The organism is Notoacmeibacter ruber (assembly GCF_003668555.1).
GTDB classification, from domain to species: domain Bacteria; phylum Pseudomonadota; class Alphaproteobacteria; order Rhizobiales; family Rhizobiaceae; genus Notoacmeibacter; species Notoacmeibacter ruber.
In genome coordinates, this window is the sequence record NZ_RCWN01000001.1 from 1,020,790 (window position 1) to 1,039,827 (window position 19,038).

The 19,038-nt window shown below is 60.5% G+C and carries 21 protein-coding genes; 9 read left to right on the forward strand and 12 right to left on the reverse strand.

All coding sequences use genetic code 11. The features are described from left to right. Positions 1-53: 53 nt before the first annotated feature. Positions 54-608 (reverse strand): CvpA family protein, encoded by a 555-nt coding sequence (locus tag D8780_RS04800; RefSeq protein WP_121644593.1) that lies wholly within the window; start codon positions 606-608, stop codon positions 54-56. Between the two features lie 73 nt (positions 609-681). Further along, positions 682-2,079: a DNA repair protein RadA gene (gene radA / locus D8780_RS04805; protein WP_121644594.1), complete on the reverse strand. Its 1,398-nt coding sequence runs from the start codon at positions 2,077-2,079 to the stop codon at positions 682-684. 120 nt (positions 2,080-2,199) lie between these two features. Here radA and D8780_RS04810 point away from each other — a divergent pair, with 120 nt between their 5' ends. Further along, positions 2,200-2,628: a YbaN family protein gene (locus D8780_RS04810; RefSeq protein ID WP_245412266.1), complete on the forward strand. Its 429-nt coding sequence runs from the start codon at positions 2,200-2,202 to the stop codon at positions 2,626-2,628. On the opposite strand, the gene alr is transcribed toward D8780_RS04810, so the two are convergent. The 7 genes from alr to rpsF form a co-directional block, all read right to left on the reverse strand. Then, positions 2,619-3,731: an alanine racemase gene (gene alr / locus D8780_RS04815; RefSeq protein ID WP_121644595.1), complete on the reverse strand. Its 1,113-nt coding sequence runs from the start codon at positions 3,729-3,731 to the stop codon at positions 2,619-2,621. The two genes, D8780_RS04810 and alr, sit on opposite strands and share 10 nt — an antisense overlap. Continuing rightward, the gene (locus D8780_RS04820) at positions 3,728-5,224 is read right to left on the reverse strand and encodes a replicative DNA helicase (RefSeq protein WP_121644596.1); all 1,497 of its coding nucleotides are present in this window, start codon (positions 5,222-5,224) and stop codon (positions 3,728-3,730) included. Before D8780_RS04820 ends, alr begins: the two co-directional genes overlap by 4 nt. Before the next feature lie 160 nt (positions 5,225-5,384). After that, positions 5,385-6,626, reverse strand: coding sequence for an SAM-dependent methyltransferase (locus D8780_RS04825; protein WP_245412267.1), 1,242 nt, complete (start codon positions 6,624-6,626; stop codon positions 5,385-5,387). Between the two features lie 185 nt (positions 6,627-6,811). Next, on the reverse strand, positions 6,812-7,435 hold the full coding sequence (gene rplI, locus D8780_RS04830) for a 50S ribosomal protein L9 (protein WP_121644597.1): 624 nt from the start codon (positions 7,433-7,435) through the stop codon (positions 6,812-6,814). A gap of 36 nt (positions 7,436-7,471) precedes the next feature. Continuing rightward, positions 7,472-8,410, reverse strand: a complete 939-nt coding sequence (locus D8780_RS04835; protein WP_158598442.1) for a DUF2232 domain-containing protein — start codon at positions 8,408-8,410, stop codon at positions 7,472-7,474. Positions 8,411-8,543: 133 nt separating this feature from the next. Continuing rightward, on the reverse strand, positions 8,544-8,792 hold the full coding sequence (rpsR, locus tag D8780_RS04840) for a 30S ribosomal protein S18 (protein ID WP_094078106.1): 249 nt from the start codon (positions 8,790-8,792) through the stop codon (positions 8,544-8,546). 23 nt (positions 8,793-8,815) lie between these two features. Beyond that, complete coding sequence (gene rpsF / locus D8780_RS04845) at positions 8,816-9,199, reverse strand: 30S ribosomal protein S6 (RefSeq protein WP_121644599.1); 384 nt, start codon at positions 9,197-9,199, stop codon at positions 8,816-8,818. A gap of 335 nt (positions 9,200-9,534) precedes the next feature. Here rpsF and D8780_RS15810 point away from each other — a divergent pair, with 335 nt between their 5' ends. The 8 genes from D8780_RS15810 (at position 9,535) to gmk (ending at position 16,206) form a co-directional block, all read left to right on the forward strand. After that, complete coding sequence (locus D8780_RS15810; protein WP_199699557.1) at positions 9,535-9,834, forward strand: hypothetical protein; 300 nt, start codon at positions 9,535-9,537, stop codon at positions 9,832-9,834. Between the two features lie 113 nt (positions 9,835-9,947). Continuing rightward, entirely contained in the window at positions 9,948-10,889 is a 942-nt protein-coding gene (gene fabD / locus D8780_RS04855) for an ACP S-malonyltransferase (protein WP_121644600.1), read from the forward strand. A gap of 29 nt (positions 10,890-10,918) precedes the next feature. Further along, entirely contained in the window at positions 10,919-11,656 is a 738-nt protein-coding gene (gene fabG / locus D8780_RS04860; RefSeq protein ID WP_121646375.1) for a 3-oxoacyl-[acyl-carrier-protein] reductase, read from the forward strand. A gap of 119 nt (positions 11,657-11,775) precedes the next feature. Continuing rightward, complete coding sequence (locus D8780_RS04865; RefSeq protein WP_094078102.1) at positions 11,776-12,012, forward strand: acyl carrier protein; 237 nt, start codon at positions 11,776-11,778, stop codon at positions 12,010-12,012. 118 nt (positions 12,013-12,130) lie between these two features. Beyond that, on the forward strand, positions 12,131-13,387 hold the full coding sequence (gene fabF / locus D8780_RS04870; RefSeq protein ID WP_121644601.1) for a beta-ketoacyl-ACP synthase II: 1,257 nt from the start codon (positions 12,131-12,133) through the stop codon (positions 13,385-13,387). 76 nt (positions 13,388-13,463) lie between these two features. After that, positions 13,464-14,600: an endolytic transglycosylase MltG gene (gene mltG, locus D8780_RS04875; RefSeq protein WP_121644602.1), complete on the forward strand. Its 1,137-nt coding sequence runs from the start codon at positions 13,464-13,466 to the stop codon at positions 14,598-14,600. Between the two features lie 3 nt (positions 14,601-14,603). Then, on the forward strand, positions 14,604-15,488 hold the full coding sequence (locus tag D8780_RS04880) for a YicC/YloC family endoribonuclease (RefSeq protein WP_121644603.1): 885 nt from the start codon (positions 14,604-14,606) through the stop codon (positions 15,486-15,488). A gap of 46 nt (positions 15,489-15,534) precedes the next feature. Further along, complete coding sequence (gmk, locus tag D8780_RS04885) at positions 15,535-16,206, forward strand: guanylate kinase (protein ID WP_121644604.1); 672 nt, start codon at positions 15,535-15,537, stop codon at positions 16,204-16,206. Positions 16,207-16,217: 11 nt separating this feature from the next. On the opposite strand, the gene rsmA is transcribed toward gmk, so the two are convergent. Genes rsmA through D8780_RS04900 form a run of 3 tightly spaced genes read right to left on the reverse strand, consistent with a single transcriptional unit; the run spans position 16,218 to position 19,007 of the window. Continuing rightward, positions 16,218-17,048: a 16S rRNA (adenine(1518)-N(6)/adenine(1519)-N(6))-dimethyltransferase RsmA gene (gene rsmA / locus D8780_RS04890; RefSeq protein WP_121644605.1), complete on the reverse strand. Its 831-nt coding sequence runs from the start codon at positions 17,046-17,048 to the stop codon at positions 16,218-16,220. Next, a complete protein-coding gene (pdxA, locus tag D8780_RS04895) occupies positions 17,045-18,061 on the reverse strand; it encodes a 4-hydroxythreonine-4-phosphate dehydrogenase PdxA (protein WP_121644606.1) in 1,017 nt (338 codons plus the stop codon). The genes rsmA and pdxA overlap by 4 nt, the downstream gene beginning before the upstream one ends. A 19-nt stretch (positions 18,062-18,080) precedes the next feature. Beyond that, positions 18,081-19,007, reverse strand: coding sequence for a SurA N-terminal domain-containing protein (locus D8780_RS04900; protein ID WP_121644607.1), 927 nt, complete (start codon positions 19,005-19,007; stop codon positions 18,081-18,083). Between the last annotated feature and the right edge of the window lie 31 nt (positions 19,008-19,038).

Below are 19,038 nucleotides of genomic sequence, written 5' to 3' on the forward strand. Positions count from 1 at the left end.
TGCCCTGTCATCGCAAAAGGAGCAAGGCCACCCGCAAGAGGTGGCCAGCCGTTTCAGTTCTGTGTCGCGTCTTCATCACCAGGCTGGGCCTCGGTGTCGTCTTCGTCGTCCAGAAACCGGTCGAATAGGTCGCGTTCGGGATCTTCAGGCAGGAGCGAGGCAATTTCCTCGCCTACCGGATCCAGGATCGCCCGGCACTTGGCGTTGGCCACCCATTCCGGCGGATTGCCGGCGACCAGCCACTGGAAGAAAAGCAGAGCTACAGCCAGAACGACCACGCCTCGCGCCACGCCGTAAATGAAGCCCAGCGTACGGTCCAGCGCGCCGGCCCGACTGTCGATGATGAAGTCGGCGATGCGCATGGTGATGATGGTGACGATGATCAGAACGATCAGGAAAATGATCGCCGCCGCGGCGAGATCGGCATAGATCTGCCGGCCAAGCGGTTCGAGAAGATAGGGAGAGAGAAACGGATAGGCGATCCACGCGACAATGCCGGCGATGATCCAGGATGCGATGGAGAGCACTTCACGAGAGAAGCCCCGAACCATGGCAAGAAGCGCCGACACCAGCGTGAAAACAATGAAGATGCCATCCAGAAGTGTCATATTATCCGTCTATCTGTCCGTGTCTCGGTCGGTCTCTCTCAGCATGGGACTGCGACCGCTTCACGGCAGACAGTCAGGCCGCTTCTTCACGCGCCGAAATTTGCGAGGAGCCTGCGATGGAGGCAACCAGATCAACCAGAGTCTCAGGCTGCGAGAGCCGTAACGCCTTGGTTCCGATTTCCTCGGTACTCGCCGGAAGAACAGCCCTTTCAAATCCCAGCTTATGCGCCTCTTTTAACCGCTGGATGGAATGGCCGACCGGCCGCACCGCCCCGGAGAGACTGATTTCGCCGAAATAGACGCAATCGGCAGGCAGAGCAAGCCCGGCCAGCGACGATACCAGCGCGGCGGCGGCGGCAAGATCGGCAGCAGGCTCGGTAATGCGATAGCCTCCGGCGACATTCAGATAGACATCGTGTTGTGAAAAGCGGACGCCGCAATGGGCTTCCAGCACGGCGAGGATCATGGAGAGCCGACCGCTGTCCCAGCCGATCACCGAGCGGCGGGGCGTGCCGAGTGGGGAGGGCGCGACGAGCGCCTGGATTTCCACAAGAATGGGACGACTGCCCTCCATGCCTGCAAAAACGGCTGCGCCTGGCGATTTGCCGTTGCGCTCGCCCAGAAAGAGTTCCGACGGGTTGGCGACCTCTGCCAGCCCCTTGTCGCTCATCGCAAAGACGCCGATCTCGTCGGTCGCGCCAAAACGATTCTTGACAGTCCGGAGAATCCGGTAGGCTTGGCCGCCATCGCCTTCGAAATAGAGCACGCCATCCACCATGTGCTCGACCACGCGAGGTCCGGCGATCTGTCCGTCCTTGGTCACGTGTCCGACGAGCACGATTGCCGCGCCGGTCTGTTTGGCATAGCGGATCATGGCTGATGCGCTGGCGCGTACCTGAGTAACGGTGCCGGGTGCACTCTCCACGCTGTCGGTCCAGAGAGTCTGAACCGAGTCGAGAATGACGAAATCCGGACGCGGACCGTCAGCGAGGGTTGCGAGAATATTCTCCACATTGGTTTCGGCTGCGAGCATCACCGCGCTGTCCGCTGCATCGAGCCTGCGAGCCCGTAAGCGGACCTGCCCGGTGGCTTCCTCACCCGAGACATAGATGACACGACTTCCTCGACGAGCGAGGGACGCCGCCGCCTGCATCAGGAGTGTCGATTTTCCGATTCCCGGGTCGCCGCCCAAAAGAAGCGCAGAGCCGCGCACGAAGCCGCCTCCGGTGACGCGGTCCAGCTCAGCAATCCCGGTTCGGATGCGTGGCGCCTCCTGCTGCTCGCCGTCCAGCGTGACCAGTTCCACAGGCCGGCCTTTTTTCGGCGCGCGTTGATGCCCGCCGCCGACACCGCCGCCCGCCTGTTCCTCGGCCAGCGTGTTCCATTCGCCGCATCCATCGCATTTACCCTGCCAGCGCGGATGAACTGTGCCGCATTGTGCGCAAATGAAACTGATCTTCTGACGGGCCATGAATATCCTCGAATGTTCCTCTTTCGTTCATATCGCAGAATCGAGCATCTTGCCAGCCGAAAACACGATTGTCTGATCCGCGCTGTCGATTGCCGCCAACTGCGCTACAGATGAAAAGGAGTGACTTTCGATTTTCCTGCGCAAGGGGAAGCAGTGGCGGTGATGCGTTGGTTCTGGATGGCAGCGGGATTCACCGCGCTGATACTCGGCTTGCTGGGGGTGGCGCTGCCCCTGCTGCCGACTGTTCCGTTTCTGCTTCTCGCGGCGTTCTGCTTCGCTCGTTCCTCGCCGCGTCTTCACAATTGGTTGGTCAACCATCCCCGGTTTGGCCCACCCATCATGGATTGGCATCGTGAAGGTGCGATCTCGCTCCGCGCGAAGAGGCTTGCCACGCTCTCCATTGTTGCTGTGTTCGGTTTGTCGGTTGCTATGGGGTTGGGTGTCACCTTGCTGGCCATTCAGGCGATAACGCTCGCATGTGTGCTGGTTTTTATTTGGACGCGGCCCCATGGAGCGCGGTCCCTGGCGACGACAGACGATCAAACGTAACGGCGATCGTGTCGGCGCCCGAGCGCCGTCAGGACCTCGTAGCCGATCGTTCCGGCGCGGCGCGCGACGTCATCAACTGAAATTGCGTCACCGATGATTTCCACCCACTCGCCTTCCTGACAAGCCGAGGGTGGCACGTCGGTTGCGTCGAAGATGGAAAGGTCCATGGTGATCCTGCCAAGGAGGGGGAGGGCCGTGCCGCTATGCATCGCATAAGCGCCCCCGGGCACCGCGGAGCGGAGCGGCACACCGCTGCCGGAGGCCGAACGCAGGAAGCCATCCGCATAGCCGATGGCAACCGTGGCAAGGCGACTGTCTCGCTTGAGGCGGTGGCTATAACCGTAAGAGACCGCTTCGCCAGCCCTTGCTTCGCGAAGCTGAATGATTCGGGCGGAAAGTCTGATGACCGACGAGATGCCGGTGGTCCGCGGTCCCGCCGATCCGCCATAAAGCGCAATACCCGGGCGGGTCAGATCGAAATGATAGTCGTCACCGAGAAAAACGCCGGCGGAATTGCTGAGAGAAAGTGGCACGCCTTCAAAAGCTTGGCTGATTTTCTTGAATCGCTCTCTTTGCTCTGCACTTGCCCGAATGTCGGGATCGTCCGCGCAGGCTAAGTGACTGATGAGGAGCGAAGGCCGGACATCTTTGCCTATTCCCGCCGCCTGGTCGTCAGTCAGGCCGAGCCGGTTCATCCCCGTATCAAGATGGAGCGCGAAGGGAAGCCCCGTCGTGAGCCAGTCGGTCAATTGCCGTGGGGTATTGATGACGGGTCGAAGGGAGCAATCCGCCATGGCCTGGGCCGCCGCCATGCTCCATGGCCCCGAAAGAACGTAAATCGTCGCATCAGGTCGTATCGGCCGCAGCGCCGCACCTTCCTGCGGGGTCGCCACGAAAAACGTTCGACATTCCGGCAGAGCCGCCGCAACGCGCTCAACGCCGAGACCGTAGGCGTCGGCCTTGACCACGGCCGCGCATTCGGCGGGCGCTGATCGAAGCCGCAGCGCTTCCCAGTTGCGGCGAAGCGCCGAAAGGTCGATGGTCAGTATCGTCCCGGGAAGGCCGTTCACCTCTTTTTCGACAAGCGCGGCCGCCGCCGTCACTCGAAGCGCTCCGGCAGACGCTCCTCATCCGCCAGATCGGAGAATTTCGTGAATTCGCCTTCGAAGCCGAGGTCGACCGTGCCGGTCGGTCCATGACGCTGCTTGGCAATGATCAGTTCCGCCTTGCCGCGGACCCGGTCGAATTTCTGTTGCCAGTCTTCATGTTCCGGTGTGCCGAACTCCGGCTCCTTGTTCTGCATGTAGTATTCATCGCGATAGACGAAGAGCACAACGTCGGCATCCTGCTCGATCGAACCGGATTCACGCAGATCCGAAAGCTGCGGACGTTTGTCGTCGCGCGATTCAACCTGTCGGGAAAGCTGGCTGAGCGCGATGATCGGGGTATTGAGTTCCTTGGCCAGGGCCTTGAGGCCGGTGGTGATCTCGGTCAGCTCCTGCACGCGGTTGCCGGCGCTCTTAGCCGTGCCCTGCATGAGCTGGAGGTAGTCGATCACGATGACGTCGAGCCCACGCTGGCGTTTCAGCCGCCGCGCCCGCGCGGCGAGTGCCGCAATGGAGATACCACCGGTCTGGTCGATGTAGAGCGGGGTGCGCTGCATCATCTGCGAACAGGCGATGAGCTTGTCGAAATCCGCTTCGGTAATCTCGCCGCGGCGGATTTTCGAGGACGAAATACGCGCCTGCTCGGAAATGATACGTGTGGCGAGCTGTTCGGAGCTCATTTCCAGGCTGAAGAAGCCGACGACACCGCCTTGGGCTGGCTTGACCGAACCGTCAGCCTGAGGGGCCGGTTCATAGGCTGCGGCAATGTTGTGAGCGATATTGGTGGCTAGCGACGTCTTACCCATGGCGGGACGGCCGGCCAGAATGACAAGGTCGGACGGCTGAAGCCCGCCCAGCTTGCGGTCGATATCGATAAAGCCCGTGGAGATACCGGAGAGGTGGCCGTCGCGCTGATAGGCCGCGCCAGCCATGTCGATGGCTGTGGCAAGGGCGTCGGAAAAGGCTTCGAAGCCGCCATCATAGCGGCCGGTCTCGGCCAGTTCGAAAAGCCGGCGTTCGGCATCCTCGATCTGTTGCTGCGGCGGCGCATCGACGGGCGCGTCGAAGGCGGTATTGACCATGCCTTCGCCAATGCCGATCAGCGCGCGTCGGGTCGCCAGATCGTAGATCCCCCGCCCGTAATCCTCGGCATTGATGATGGTGATCGCCTCGGCTGCAAGCCGCGCCAGATACTGGCTGACAGTCATGTCGCCAATGGATTGATCCGCCGGCAGAAAGGTCTTCAATGTGACCGGATTGGCGCTTTTGCCCATGCGGATCAGTTCGCCGGCGACTTCATAGATCTTGCGGTGCAGCGGATCGTGAAAATGGACCGGCTTGAGAAAGTCGGAGACGCGGTAAAACGCGTCATTATTGACAAGAATGGCGCCGAGAAGCGCCTGCTCGGCTTCAATATTGTTCGGCGCCTGACGATAATTATCGCCCGAGCCGCCGTCCACTGCCTGCAGGTGCCGTGCCGGTTCGGCCATCAATCCATTCTCCATTGTCGAAATCCAGCCGACTCTCTTCAATCGGCAATGATTCTTCTACACCGAAACGCGGCCGAAAAGCTCATGAAGGGTAACTTTTGGTCCTCCTGAATTCACCGGGGAAAGTTACGGGGAGAGCGGGGAAAACTTGTCGCGTCTCCTACTGGGCCGCATGCGCCAGATCTCTGTGTGCAGATTCATCGCCGGCTGACGCCAGCTTCGTTTCGCGTTCGGCGATATAATCCCGGCTCATGGGGACGACCGTTTTGTCGCGAACTATCTGCAACTGGAAAACCACCATGTCGTAATAGCGAAACGAGGCTTCCGAAGCCGTCAGATACACGTCCCACATCCGGAAGAAGCGCTCGTCATATTCGGCGAGCACCTCGTCGCGAACGGCATGAAAGCGCCGGCGCCATTCGGCGAGCGTATCGGCATAATGCGTTGTCAGGATTTCCACATCGGTGATCGTCAGTCCCGCTTTCTCAATGGAGACCGATATTTCCGACAGAGCGGGAATATAGCCGCCGGGAAAAATGTATTTGTGCAGGAAGGGGCTGGTCACGTCCGGTGGACTGCTGCGGCCGATCGTATGCAGCAGCATAATGCCGTCGGAAGCCAACAATTCCTTGGATTTGCCGAAGAAGGTATCGTAGTTGCGGATACCCACATGCTCGAACATTCCGACCGAGACGATGCGGTCATATGTCCGTTCGAGGGTCCGGTAGTCACGTAGCTCGAAATGGACATCGTCGCGCCCGACCGCGCGCTCTTTCGCGACAGACAACTGCTCGTCGGACAACGTGATACCGGTGACGTTGGCGCCGCATTCCTCCGCGAGGGTGAGAGCCATGCCGCCCCATCCGCAGCCGATATCGAGAACGTCCATAGACGGCTCGACGAGCAGCTTGGCAGCAATGTGCCTCTTCTTGGCAATCTGCGCCTCTTCGAGCGTCATGCCTGGCCGCGGGAAGTACGCGCAGGAATATTGCATGTCGTCGTCGAGAAAGCGTCGATACATCGCCGGCGACAGATCGTAATGCGTTTTCACATTGCGGCGGGACGCGGCGATCCCATTCCACTGCGAAAAATGGCGCCCGGCGAACCGTATATTGTTTCGCAGCCTTGCAATCATGGGGTAGTCGGCATTTCGCTGCGAAGGCGAGAGGAGCTGGAAGAAATCCAGAAGATCTCCTTCTTCCAGCGTGATCTTGCCGTCCATATACGCTTCCGGGAAGGCCGGATCCGGATTTAATACGATGGACAAGAGGGTTCGCTGATCGTGGATCTTTACCGCGACCCTTGGCGCGCCGCCCGGCCCGAACCGATGCGACTGCCCGTTCGGCAGTGTTGCGATCAGCGTGCCAGTCCCGATCATCCGGTCAACCAGTCTGCCGATCATGTTTTCTATTCGCGCGTGAACACTGCCTTTCATCTCTCCGCTCCGGATCGAGTTCCGATGCCGCACCCTTTATCCAACACAATCATTATGTTGGCATCCGCAACAGAATCAATATCCACCCCCAAAAGCAAAAAGCCCCGGCGTTCGACGGGGCTTTTCTTCTCAAAGCTTCGCAGAAGCAGCGATCAGCTTTCGCTCTGCTCTTCTTCTTCGCTATCGGTCTCTTCCGCCGGTGCGCTGCCGTCATCATAGAGGTCATCTTCTTCGAAGAACTCTTCCGGCTGGGCCGCATCGTTGATGTCTTCGCCGTAGATAGCCTCGGCGCTTGTCAGGTCTTCGCCGCGCACCTGGCGCTCGGCTTCGTCCGTGGTACGGGCGATGTTGAGCGAGATCGACACGCGCACTTCAGGGTGAAGCTCGACCGGGACGTCCGTGATGCCAATGGCCTTGATGGCCTGGTTGAGGTCAACCTGGCTGCGGCCAACCTTGAAGCCTTCGGACTTCAGAAGGTCGGAAATGTCACGAGAGGAGACCGAACCGTAAAGCTGGCCCGTTTCGGCGGCAGAGCGGATCACCACGAAGGTCTTGCCGTCGAGTTCGTCGGCAATCTTACGGGCTTCGGACTTGCGCTCTTCGTTGCGGGCTTCGATCTGAGCACGTTCGGCTTCGAAGCGTGCCTTGTTGGTCTCGTTCGCCCGCAGGGCACGGCCCGTCGGGATCAGATAATTACGGGCAAAGCCCGGCTTGACGGTGACGGTATCGCCAATGCCGCCAAGCTTGTTAACGCGTTCCAGGAGAATGACCTGCATGATTTTGTTCCTTTCTTGGTCGTCTCATTCATTCGTTTATTCGACCGGTCCGGGCGACAGCGGCGAAGCACGCTTTGTGTCGAACAGACCGGCAATGACAAACCCCGCCAGGAGCGGTGCAAAAAACAGGACGGCAACATAGCTGCCGCCGAGGATCAGAAGGCGGCCGTTCTGGCTGCGGCTCCATTCGTGAAGCATGGCAAAGCCAGCCACCGCGAAACCCGCACCGAATGCGCCGGCAACGCCTGCCGCCAGATAACCAGCCATGCCGGGAGCAAAACTCGCCAGAAGAGCGATGGCGAAGGGCACAAGCGCCAGACGAGGCATGCGCAGCGATGTTGGCCAATCGTCTCTTGGACGGTTGAGTACGCCCGCACGGCGGGCGAGCTGTAGCGCAACGTAGAAGTTGAAAACCAGCGTCAGAACCCAGCCGAATGGCTGCACGATCGGCAGAACGGAGCGTAGCAACGTTTCCAATTGGCCCTCGAAATCATCGGGCAGGGCAACGCCGCCTTCCTGATAGCTCGCGACGAGGCTGCGGGCCACTTCCGACGCCAGTTCATGCTCCGTACCGCTGAGAGCGGAGAGAATGATGAAGGCCAAAGCGGCCGCGCCGCAGAGCGCGAGGAGAATATCCGCTAGGGGAAACCAGACCAGCGTATCGTCCGGTCCACCGAGTTCGGAGGCGGGGCGGGCAAGGGCGCCCAGCGTGCCCGCCAGTACCGAAGGCAGGCAGATCAGCATGCCAAGACCGATCGCCGGCTGGAGACCCGAAAGCGCAAGGGTCAATCCCATCGCAACGATGGAACCGGCAACGCCCGCCGACAGACCGTAGCCCAGCGTGGCAACAAGAAGGGGAAAGGGCGAGAGCAGCGTGAGAAAGGCCGTGCCGCCAAGGGGCGCAGCCGCCACGAGGGCGGCGGTCAGGCCGGCAAGAATACCGACAGCATAAGGGTTGGCCAAAAGGGTCTTCACGGGTCGCTGTCCTGCTCTGGGCAGTTAGGGAAAGCGGTGAATGCCGTCCCAACTTCGGTTTTGTCAAAGATGCTTCCGGCGCCGACCGCCGAAGGCAAGGCCGCGCCGAACATGCCGGCGCGGCAAAAAATTCTTACTTCACCACGTAGGGCAGTAGGCCGAGGAAGCGGGCGCGCTTGATGGCCTTGGCCAGTTCACGCTGCTTCTTGGCGGAAACCGCCGTGATGCGCGACGGCACGATCTTGCCGCGCTCGGAAATGTAACGCTGAAGAAGGCGCACATCCTTGTAATCGATCTTCGGCGCATTGGCGCCGGAGAACGGGCAGGTCTTGCGGCGGCGATGGAACGGCCGGCGCGTCGGAAGCTGGTTGATATCGACCATTGTCTGTTCCTTTTCTCGGCGTCTTAGCGGCGCGGGCCACGGTCACGGTCGCGGCCGCGACCACCGCCACGGCGATCGCCGCGGTCGTCTTTGCGCAGCATCGCGGACTGGCCTTCTTCGAGTTCGTCGACCTTGATGGTCAGCGAACGAAGGATTTCCTCCGAAAAGCGCTGCTGACGCTCGATTTCCTGGACAGCCTCGGCGGGCGCGTCGATGTTGAGCAGGGTGTAATAAGCCTTGCGGTTCTTATCCATCCGGTAAGCGAGGGACTTCAGTCCCCAGTTTTCCGTCTTGGTGACGCTGCCGCCGGCATTTTCGATGATGCCGGTGTAGGTCTGAACCATTTCGTCGACCTGACTCTGGCTGAGGTCCTGGCGTGCCAGGAATACGTGTTCGTAAAGGGCCATGTGTGGCTCTGCCTTTCCTTCGTTTCACATCACCGGGCCCGCGCGGCTAAAGCCTCTGCGACCTTTCGGATGCCGAACGAGACGGCGGGAAAGGCGCTGCACGAAGCGGTCGAGAGCGGAGACGGGAGCGAAGGCCGGTCGACATTCCGTCACCTGCTGTCCGAAGACAGCCCTTCGATTGACCCCCGGCACAGGACCGGCTGAACGGCGGCTCCATACCGCATTAAATGATAAGGGGCAAGGCAAGATCGCGATGCTATATAAATGTTGCAGCCAGGCAACGAAAGCGGCCGATGATGCATTGTAGCGCTGACAACCCGATAGGGACGATTTCGATGGCTTTCACGCAACTTGATCCGCCACTTCCTGTACACGTCTCGGGCAAAGGCAAGGGGCTGGCTTTTGCTGTCATCGATTACGGCATCGAGCACAATCTTCTTTGGGTGACGGCCATCGACGAGACCGGAGAGATCTGGTGCGCTCCCAATCCGATCGTTCGCATGCAGGCCAATTGGTCGGCTGGACGCGCGAAGCCGCGTTTCGAAGATGCCGGCGATGAGGGTAGAGCAACAAGCCTGGCCGAAGCTCTTCGCCGCAAGAACGGCCTGGAGGCTCCCGTCATACCTGCCGAATAGTCCGTTCCCGAAATCGGTTTCGCCATCTTTTTCTGGTCCTTCCTTGACCTTTGCCTCACCTTTCGGCAATCCGCCACGACCGAATGACGGACCAGCCTTGGAGGCGCTTCTAGATGGCGACAGCATTCATTTTTCCCGGACAGGGCAGTCAGTCCGTCGGCATGGGGAAGGACCTTGCCGATTCCATTCCCGAGGCCCGCGCGGTATTCGAGGAAGTCGATGATGCGCTGGGCGAATCCCTTTCCAAGACGATCTGGGAAGGCCCGGAAGAGAAGCTGACACTGACGGCGAATGCGCAACCGGCCCTTATGGCTGTCTCCATTGCAGCACTGCGCGCGATGCAATCTCGCGGCCTTCTCCTCGAGAAGAGCGTGGCCTATGTCGCCGGCCATTCTCTCGGAGAATATTCTGCGCTTTGCGCTGCCGGCACGTTTGCCCTGGCGGACGCTGCTCGACTGCTACGCATTCGGGGAGAAGCCATGCAGAAGGCGGTACCCGTCGGTGAAGGCGCCATGGCAGCGATTATCGGTCTTGAGCAGGAGGAGGTCGAGGCGATCTGCCAGGACGCAGCCGATGCTGGCACGGTCCAGATCGCCAACGACAATGGCGGCGGCCAGTTGGTGATCTCCGGCAGCAAGGCCGCTGTGGAAAAGGCCGCGGACCTTGCCAAGGAAAAGGGTGCAAAGCGGGCTCTCATGCTGCCGGTATCGGCGCCCTTCCACTCTTCCCTCATGGCGCCGGCTGCCGATCGTATGCGATCGGCGCTGGCCGATGTCGAGATGAAGGCACCCGCTGTCCCGCTGATCGCCAATGTGACTGTCAGTCCGCTGACCGATCCCGCTGAGATTGCGGACCGCTTGGTCGAACAGGTGACCGGCCGCGTGCGCTGGCGTGAAACCATGCAATGGTTTGCGGCCAACGAGGTCGATACGGTCTACGAAATCGGCGCCGGCAAGGTTTTGTCGGGGCTGGCCCGCCGGATCGACCGGTCGCTGACGGCCATTCCGATCGGCAGCTTGGACGATATGGAAAAGGCGCTCAGCGCGCTTTCGTGACCCGACCGATTCTAGAAAAGGAAATTTCCATGATCGATCTTTCAGGCAAAAAGGCTTTGGTGACCGGCGCGTCCGGCGGTATCGGCGAGGCCATCGTGCGGCGGTTTCATGCGCTTGGCGCGACCGTGGGCCTTCATGGCACCCGTGCTGAAAAACTTGAAGCGCTCGCGGCGGATCTTGGCGAGCGCACTGTGGTCCTGCCCGCCAATCTTTCCGATCGCGACGCGGTGACTGCACTTGGCAAAGAGGCCGAGGAAAAGCTTCAGGGCGTCGATATTCTCGTCAATAATGCCGGCATCACGAAGGATGGCCTGTTCATCCGCATGAAGGACGAAGACTGGGATCAGGTCCTTGAAATCGATCTGACGGCGACCTTCCGTCTGACCCGCGAACTCACCGGCCCGATGATGAAGCGTCGGGGAGGCCGGATCATCAACATCACCTCCATCGTGGGTGTTACGGGCAATCCGGGACAGGCAAATTATTGCGCGGCGAAAGCTGGCATGATCGGCTTTACCAAGAGCCTTGCGCATGAAATCGCCAGCCGCGGCATCACCGTCAACGCGATCGCGCCCGGTTTCATCGAAAGCGCGATGACGGAAAAGCTGAACGAAAAACAGCGCGACGGCATTCTTTCGTCCATCCCGATGAAGCGCATGGGTAAGGGAGAGGAAATTGCCGCGATGGCGGCTTTCCTAGCGTCCGAGGAAGCGGCGTACGTCACCGGTCAGACAATGCACGTCAATGGCGGAATGGCGATGATTTGACGGGGGACGGCCTCCGAACAATCGTCGATAAGAGTGCTTCTAACATTGCTTGCTCTTGATTAGCGGCGCTTGCGCGGCTAACGAAAGCGCCAGCAGATTTTTCAACTGGGGAATACCAAATGAGCGACACCGCCGAACGCGTGAAGAAGATCGTCGTCGAACATCTCGGCGTCGAGGAAGAGAAAGTGACGATGGAAGCGTCCTTCATCGACGATCTCGGTGCCGACAGTCTCGACACAGTCGAACTGGTCATGGCTTTCGAAGAGGAGTTTGGCGTCGAGATCCCTGACGATGCCGCCGAAACGATCCTCACGGTTGGCGACGCCGTTCGCTACATCGAGAAGCAGACCGCCTGATCGGGCCAAAAGCCTCGTTGCCCGTCGCGAGAGCCCATCGCGCAAGCGGCACCGGCAGGCTGTAATTTCAAGGTCTCCGTCTTTCCGGGCGGAGACCTTTTTCATCTGGAGAGGGATAATGAGACGAGTAGTCGCCACCGGCATCGGTATGATCTCGCCATTCGGCGTTGGCCACGAGCATACCTGGAAACAGATTCTTGCAGGCCGTTCCGCAGCAAGCCGTGTCGAACGCTTCGATGTCGACGATCTGGCATGCAAGATCGCCTGCTCGATTCCTCGTGAGGGCGAAGGCGCCTTCAATCCCGATGACTTCGTAGAGCCCAAGGAACAACGCAAGATCGGTGAGTTCATCACCTACGGCATCGCTGCCGCGGATCTGGCGCTGCAAGATGCCGGCTGGAAGCCGGAAACCGAAGAGGACAAGTGCGCAAGCGGCGTGGTCATCGGTTCGGGCATCGGTGGCATCGAGGGGATATCAGAGACCACTCTCACTCTTGAACAGAAGGGCCCGCGCCGGGTCAGCCCCTTCTTCATTCCGGGCAACATCATCAATCTCGTTTCTGGCCAGGTCTCGATTCGGCATGGATTGAAGGGGCCGAATCACGCCGTCGTCACGGCCTGTTCCACAGGCGCACATGCCATCGGCGATGCAGCACGGATGATTGCCCTCGGCGATGCCGATGTGATGGTCGCCGGCGGCACCGAAGCCCCGATCACGAAATTGTCGCTTGCCGGCTTTGCCGCCTGCAAGGCGCTGGCTACCAAGTTCAACGATACGCCGCAGATCGCCTCCCGTCCTTGGGATGCCGACCGCGACGGTTTCGTGATGGGCGAAGGCGCCGGCATCGTGGTGCTTGAAGAGCTTGAGCATGCCAAGGCGCGTGGCGCGAAGATCTATGGCGAGGTCATCGGCTATGGCCTCTCCGGCGATGCCTATCACATCACAGCGCCGGCCGAGAATCACGAAGGCGCTTACCGGGCGATGAGCGCGGCGCTGAAGCGCGCCGGTATCGATGCCTCCGACATCGATTACGTCAACGCACACGGCACCTCCACCATGGCCGATACGCTCGAACTCGGTGCGGTGGAGCGTCTGCTGGGCGACGGGGCCGACAAGGCTTCCATGTCTTCCACAAAGAGCGCGATCGGCCATCTGCTCGGTGCCGCTGGCGCCGTGGAGGCGATTTTCTGTCTTCTTGCCATGCGCGATCAGGTGGCTCCGCCGACCATCAATCTGGACAATCCGGAGGTCGAAAGCCGAATCGATCTGGTGCCGCACAAGCCGCGGGAACGGACGATCGACGTCGCGCTGTCCAATTCGTTTGGATTTGGCGGCACGAACGCCTCTCTGATCTTCCGTCGCGAGGCGCTTTGAACCGGCCATAGCCGCCGGCTTGCCACATTGGCCGGGCAGGTGAAGCCATAAGCCAGTTCAACGAATCGGAGCCGGGATGAACGAGACCGAAGGGCCATCCAGCACAAGCCAGCCCGTGACCGAGGAGGCGGCGGTACCCGACCGCCGTCGCAGCCGCACGGCCCGCAACCAGTTCGTCATCTTTTTCAACTTCCTCTTCACAATCGCGGTCCTTGCCGTGATCGGGATCGGGGGGCTGATCTGGTATTCTCTCGAAGTTTTCGATCGGCCGAGCGATCGGTCTCGGCCGACCCTTTTCGCGGTCGAGCCTGGAACGGGTCTTTCGACGATCGCGAACAATCTCGCGGAGCGAGGCCTGATTTCCGATGCGCAGGTGTTCAAGATCGCCACCCGTGCCTACGGCCTCGATGGCTCCTTGAAGGCCGGCGAGTATGAAATTCCGCCGCAGGCTTCGATGCGTGACATCCTGCAGATGATGCAGCGCGGCGACGTGTTGGAGTACCGGGTGACGGTGCCGGAAGGCTGGACGACGCATCAGGCGCTTGCCCGTATCGAGAGCAATGACGCGCTTTCCGGCGACATGCCTGAAGAGACGCCGGCGGAAGGAAGCCTGATTGCCGATACGATCGTCTTTCAGCGCGGCCTCGCTCGTCAGACGCTGGTCGAAGACATGCAGCAGCGTCAGAGCGAACTTGTTCAGCGGATCTGGGCGGAACGGGATGAGGAACTTCCGATCGAAACGGTGGAAGAGTTCGTCACGCTCGCATCGATCGTCGAAAAGGAAACGGGTGTGCCGGAAGAACGGCCCGAGGTTGCTGCGGTCTTCATCAACCGGCTGCGTCAGGGCATGCGGCTGCAGTCGGATCCAACGATTATCTACGGTCTCTTTGGTGGCGAGGGTAAACCCGCCGATCGTCCCATCTACCGGTCGGATATCACCAAGGAGACGCCTTATAACACCTATGTGATCAACGGCCTGCCGCCGGGGCCGATTGCCACGCCTGGCCGCGATGCATTGGAAGCCGTTGCCCATCCTGCGGAGACGGACGCTCTCTATTTCGTAGCCGACGGCACTGGCGGCCATGCCTTCGCGGCGACACTCGAAGAGCACAATGCCAATGTTCGCGCCTGGCGCGAATTGGAAGCCGATCGCGGTATTCCAACCGAAGAGCGTGGCCCGGTTCAGGGCGACGATCCCGTACCGGGAGAATAAGAAATGGCTCTTCGCAGCATGACGGGGTTTGGGTCGGCGGAGGGCCTTGTCGCTGACCGCTCCCTGCGCTTCGAGCTGAAGTCGGTGAACGGACGCGGCCTCGATGTCCGGCTGCGTATGCCCTCCGGGCTCGATCATCTGGGACCGAAGATACGGGATGCTGCTCGCAAGTGGTTCGCCCGTGGCACGCTGCATGTCGGCTGCACCCTCTCCGAGGTATCTGGCGGTGTCAGCATAAACCGGGAGGTCCTCGCACGCTTTTCCGAGGAAGCTCGAAGACTTGAGCAGGAGGGGTTCGCTCCTGCGCGCGCCGATGGCTTGCTGGCGCTGCGCGGCGTCATCGATACGGCGGATACGTCACTTTCCGCCGACGATGAGGCACGGCAGCAGATCGATACGGCCAGTCTGGCGCTCTTTGAAAAAGCGCTGACCGCGCTGAGCAAGGCACGCATTGAGGAGGGCCTGCGACTTCAGTCCGTCATCTCCCGCCAGGTCGGCCAGATAGCCGAACTTGCTGCCAAAGCGGACGAGGACCCTTCGCGCCGGCCAGAGGCCATTGCAGAGCGGTTGAAGGCTCAGGTCGAAACCCTGCTTGGAACGTCAGCGGCTCTGGATTCGGCGCGTCTGCATGCCGAGGCGGCGCTCCTTGCGACCCGCGCTGATATTCGCGAAGAGCTCGACAGGATATTTGCGCACTGCGATGCGGTTGCCGAGCTTTTCGAGGCAGAGGAGCCGGTCGGTCGTCGGCTGGATTTTCTGGCGCAGGAACTGGGTCGCGAATCGAACACTCTGTGTGCAAAAGCAAATTCCGCTGCGTTGACCGCTATCGGGTTGGACATGAAGGTGGTTGTCGACCAGCTTCGCGAGCAAGTGCAGAACGTGGAATGAGTCCGTCGGCATGAGTGCGGGGACTATGGTCGCAAGGAACGGTAAGATGGATAATGTTACGCGGCACACAACGGAGGCGGAGCGTTTTTCCATCGCGCGCCGCGGGCTGATGCTGGTTCTGTCCTCGCCCTCCGGCGCAGGCAAGTCGACGATCGCTCGCAACCTTTTGGAAAACGATCCAGCGTTCTGCCTTTCAGTCTCGGTCACGACCCGCACGCGCCGCTCGAGCGAGATTGACGGTCAGCACTACCATTTCCGCTCCGTTCGCGACTTCGAAGTCATGCGCGACCGCGACGAATTGCTGGAGTGGGCCGAAGTACACGGTAATTTTTACGGCACCCCGCGGGCGCAGGCCGAAGAGGCCATCACCAACGGTCAGGACATGCTGTTCGACATCGACTGGCAGGGCGCCCAGCAGATGAAGCAGACGGTTGGCGCCGACATGGTGTCGATCTTTATCCTGCCGCCCTCGATCGGCGAACTCAATGCACGCCTGAAGCGGCGTGCCGAGGACAGCGATGCCGTGATCGAAACGCGTTTGAAGAATGCGCGCGCGGAAATCGCCCATTGGCGCGAATACGATTATATCGTGATCAATGACGACTTGGACAACGCCTTCCGTGAAGTGAAGTCGATCATTGCGGCGGAGAGGTTGCGGCGCGACCGTCGGCCGGGCCTTTTCGACTTCATTTCCGATATGCTCGAGGAAGACGTCTAACTCGCCTCTTTTCAGATCGCGTTGGCGAGGGCCACGAACTCTTCGATGGAGAGAGTTTCCGCGCGGCGCGTGGGGTCGATCCCGACTTTTTCAAGAACGGCTTCGCCACCCAGCGCCTTCAGCGATTGACGCAACATCTTCCGCCTTTGTCCGAAGGCATTCGACGTCACCCGCTCAAGGCAAGACAGGTCCGCCGCCAGCGGATCTGTTTTCGGCTCCAGATGAACAACCGAGGAGGTGACTTTCGGCGGGGGAGAAAACGCATCTCTGGGAACGTCGAAGAGCCTTAGCGCTTCGCATCGCCATCCCGTCAGTACCCCGAGCCGTCCATAATGGTTGTCGCCGGTACGGGCGGTTATCCGCTGTGCGACCTCTTTCTGGAACATCAGCGTCAGCGAAGACCAGAAGGGAGGCCAATCGCCAAGCGTCAACCAGCGGAGCAACAGCTCTGTACCGATATTGTAGGGCAGGTTGGAGACGATCTTCACCGGCTCGCCAACATCTTCTGCAAGCGCCGGATAGTCGATCGTCAAGGCATCGCCACTGACAATGTCGAGCCGACCGGGATAGGCGTTGCCAATCTCCTCGAGGGCCGCGACACATCGCTCGTCCCGCTCGATGGCGATCACTTTGGCCGCTCCTTCCGCCAGAAGCGCCCGTGTCAGACCGCCGGGCCCCGGACCCACCTCTATCACGGTACGGTTCTTCAGCTGACCCGAGGAGCGGGCGATCTTGCTGGTGAGGTTGAGATCGAAAAGGAAATTCTGACCAAGCGATTTCTTTGCCGCAATGCGGTGCCGTTCGACGACCTCGCGCAAAGGCGGGAGATGGTCAATCGTCATGACGAGAAGGAACCGGATGCCATATCGGCGGCCATCTTCAGGGCCGCAACGACGCTGTCTTCACGCGCTATTCCCTTGCCGGCAATATCGAAGGCAGTCCCGTGGTCCGGCGATGTCCGGATAAAGGGCAGGCCGAGAGTGACATTCACCGTCTCGTCGAAAGCCAACGCCTTGGCGGCGATCAGGGCTTGATCGTGATACATGCAGACAGCGACATCGTAGCCGGCTCGAGCCCTCTCGTGAAACATGGTGTCTGCGGGCAGGGGACCGGCAATCTCCATGCCTTCCTGACGCAGACGCGCCAGGACCGGTTCGATCAGTTCAATCTCTTCGCGGCCCATCTTGCCGCTTTCTCCGGCGTGCGGGTTGAGACCGGAGACGGCGATGCGCGGTTTCGGTATGCCGAAGCGGGTCTGCAAATCCTGGTGCGTGATGCGGAGAGTCTCTTCAAGCAATTCGCCTGTCAGAAGGCCCGGTACCGCTGAAATCGGGACATGAATGGTCACCGGCACAGCTTTCAAACCAGGACCGGCGAGCATCATGACAGGTGTCGCGGCATGACCGGTCTGCTTCTCAGCTAGAGCTCCGAGATATTCTGTATGACCTGGAAAGGCGAACCCGGCTTCGTAGAGAGGGGCTTTCGCGATAGGGAGCGTGACAAGCGCCGAGGCTTCGCCCGATAGGGCCGCGTCGACGCCACGGTCGATCGACTCGATAATGCCAGCGGCATGAGCGATCAGTGGCTCTCTTGGGCAATCGTCGAACCGCGCCTTCAAGGCCATGACGGGCAGGGCATCGGGAAAGATGGAGGCGGTCTCGGACCACTCGCTAAAGCCCCGCATGGGAACGGCCAGCCCCATTCTGCTCGCCCGCGCGTCCAGAAAGTCGGGGTCGCAAAGGATGGCGAACGGCGGAAGCCCCAGCTTCTCGCGCCGCATATAGGCGCGAAAAAGCAATTCGGGGCCGATACCGGAAGGGTCGCCGCAGGAGACGGCGAGGGGGCGTTCGATCATCTTTCAGGCTTCTGACGGGTCACTTGCGCTGAATTTCAGCCTTCTCGCGCAAGTCGGACAGAAACTTTTCCTGCGCCTCCTTGCCGCTTCCATTGCCATTTTCTTCCGCGCTCCAGACCATTTCGGCAGCCCGATCATCGGAAACGGAGCGCGTGCGGCAGACGGCAAGAAACTCCGCACCCTTTTCGGTCTGTCGAACCTGGGTGGTCTGTCCTTCACTCAAACCCTTGACCATAGGCGCCCATTCGCTGGGGAGTTCAGGTTCAAGGCTACGGCCGAGGTCGCGAACGGTAACGTCGAGCAGGCCCTTGGCGAACTCGCGGCTGTTGTCGCAACTCTGGAAGCGTTGGCGCATCGCCTGAGCCTCTTTCGTACGCGCTGCCAGCCGACTGCTGCGCTCTGCGGCAGGCACCACGAAGATCACCTGCTGAAGGATGTATTCCGTCGCCGTCGGCTTGTCGCCGCCCCGCGCCAGAATCTGCTTCGTGATGTCATTCTCTTCCTTGTTCTCGGCGCGAAGACGGGCCCGGACATATTTGCCCCAGCCCATCTGCGTTTCGATGAAGTCCTTATAATGCCTGGCCGTCACGCCAGCCTGGCCGAGAACCTGGGTGAGCTGCGCAGGAGTGAGTTTGTTGCTCTTGGCAAAGCGGGCGAAATAGGCATCCACCTCGGCGTCGGGAACACTGATGCCGGCGGACTGAAACGCCGAGCGCTTGAGTGCGTCTTCAATCAACTCGTCCTGGGCCTGCTGGCCCAGATTGCCACTCTTGCGCTGAAGCCGAAGGAAGGCTGTGCGCTTGGCGATGTCGTAGCTGGTGATCGGCACCTTGTTGACGACGATCTTGATCTCGCTGGCGGTCGCCGGCTGCAATGCGATTGGAGAAAGCAGGCCCGCGGCGAAACTGAGCGCGATTGCTGCGGCTAGTCTTTGATAGCGAAACATTATGGCTCCGACCGTTTTCGTCTGGGCTTTC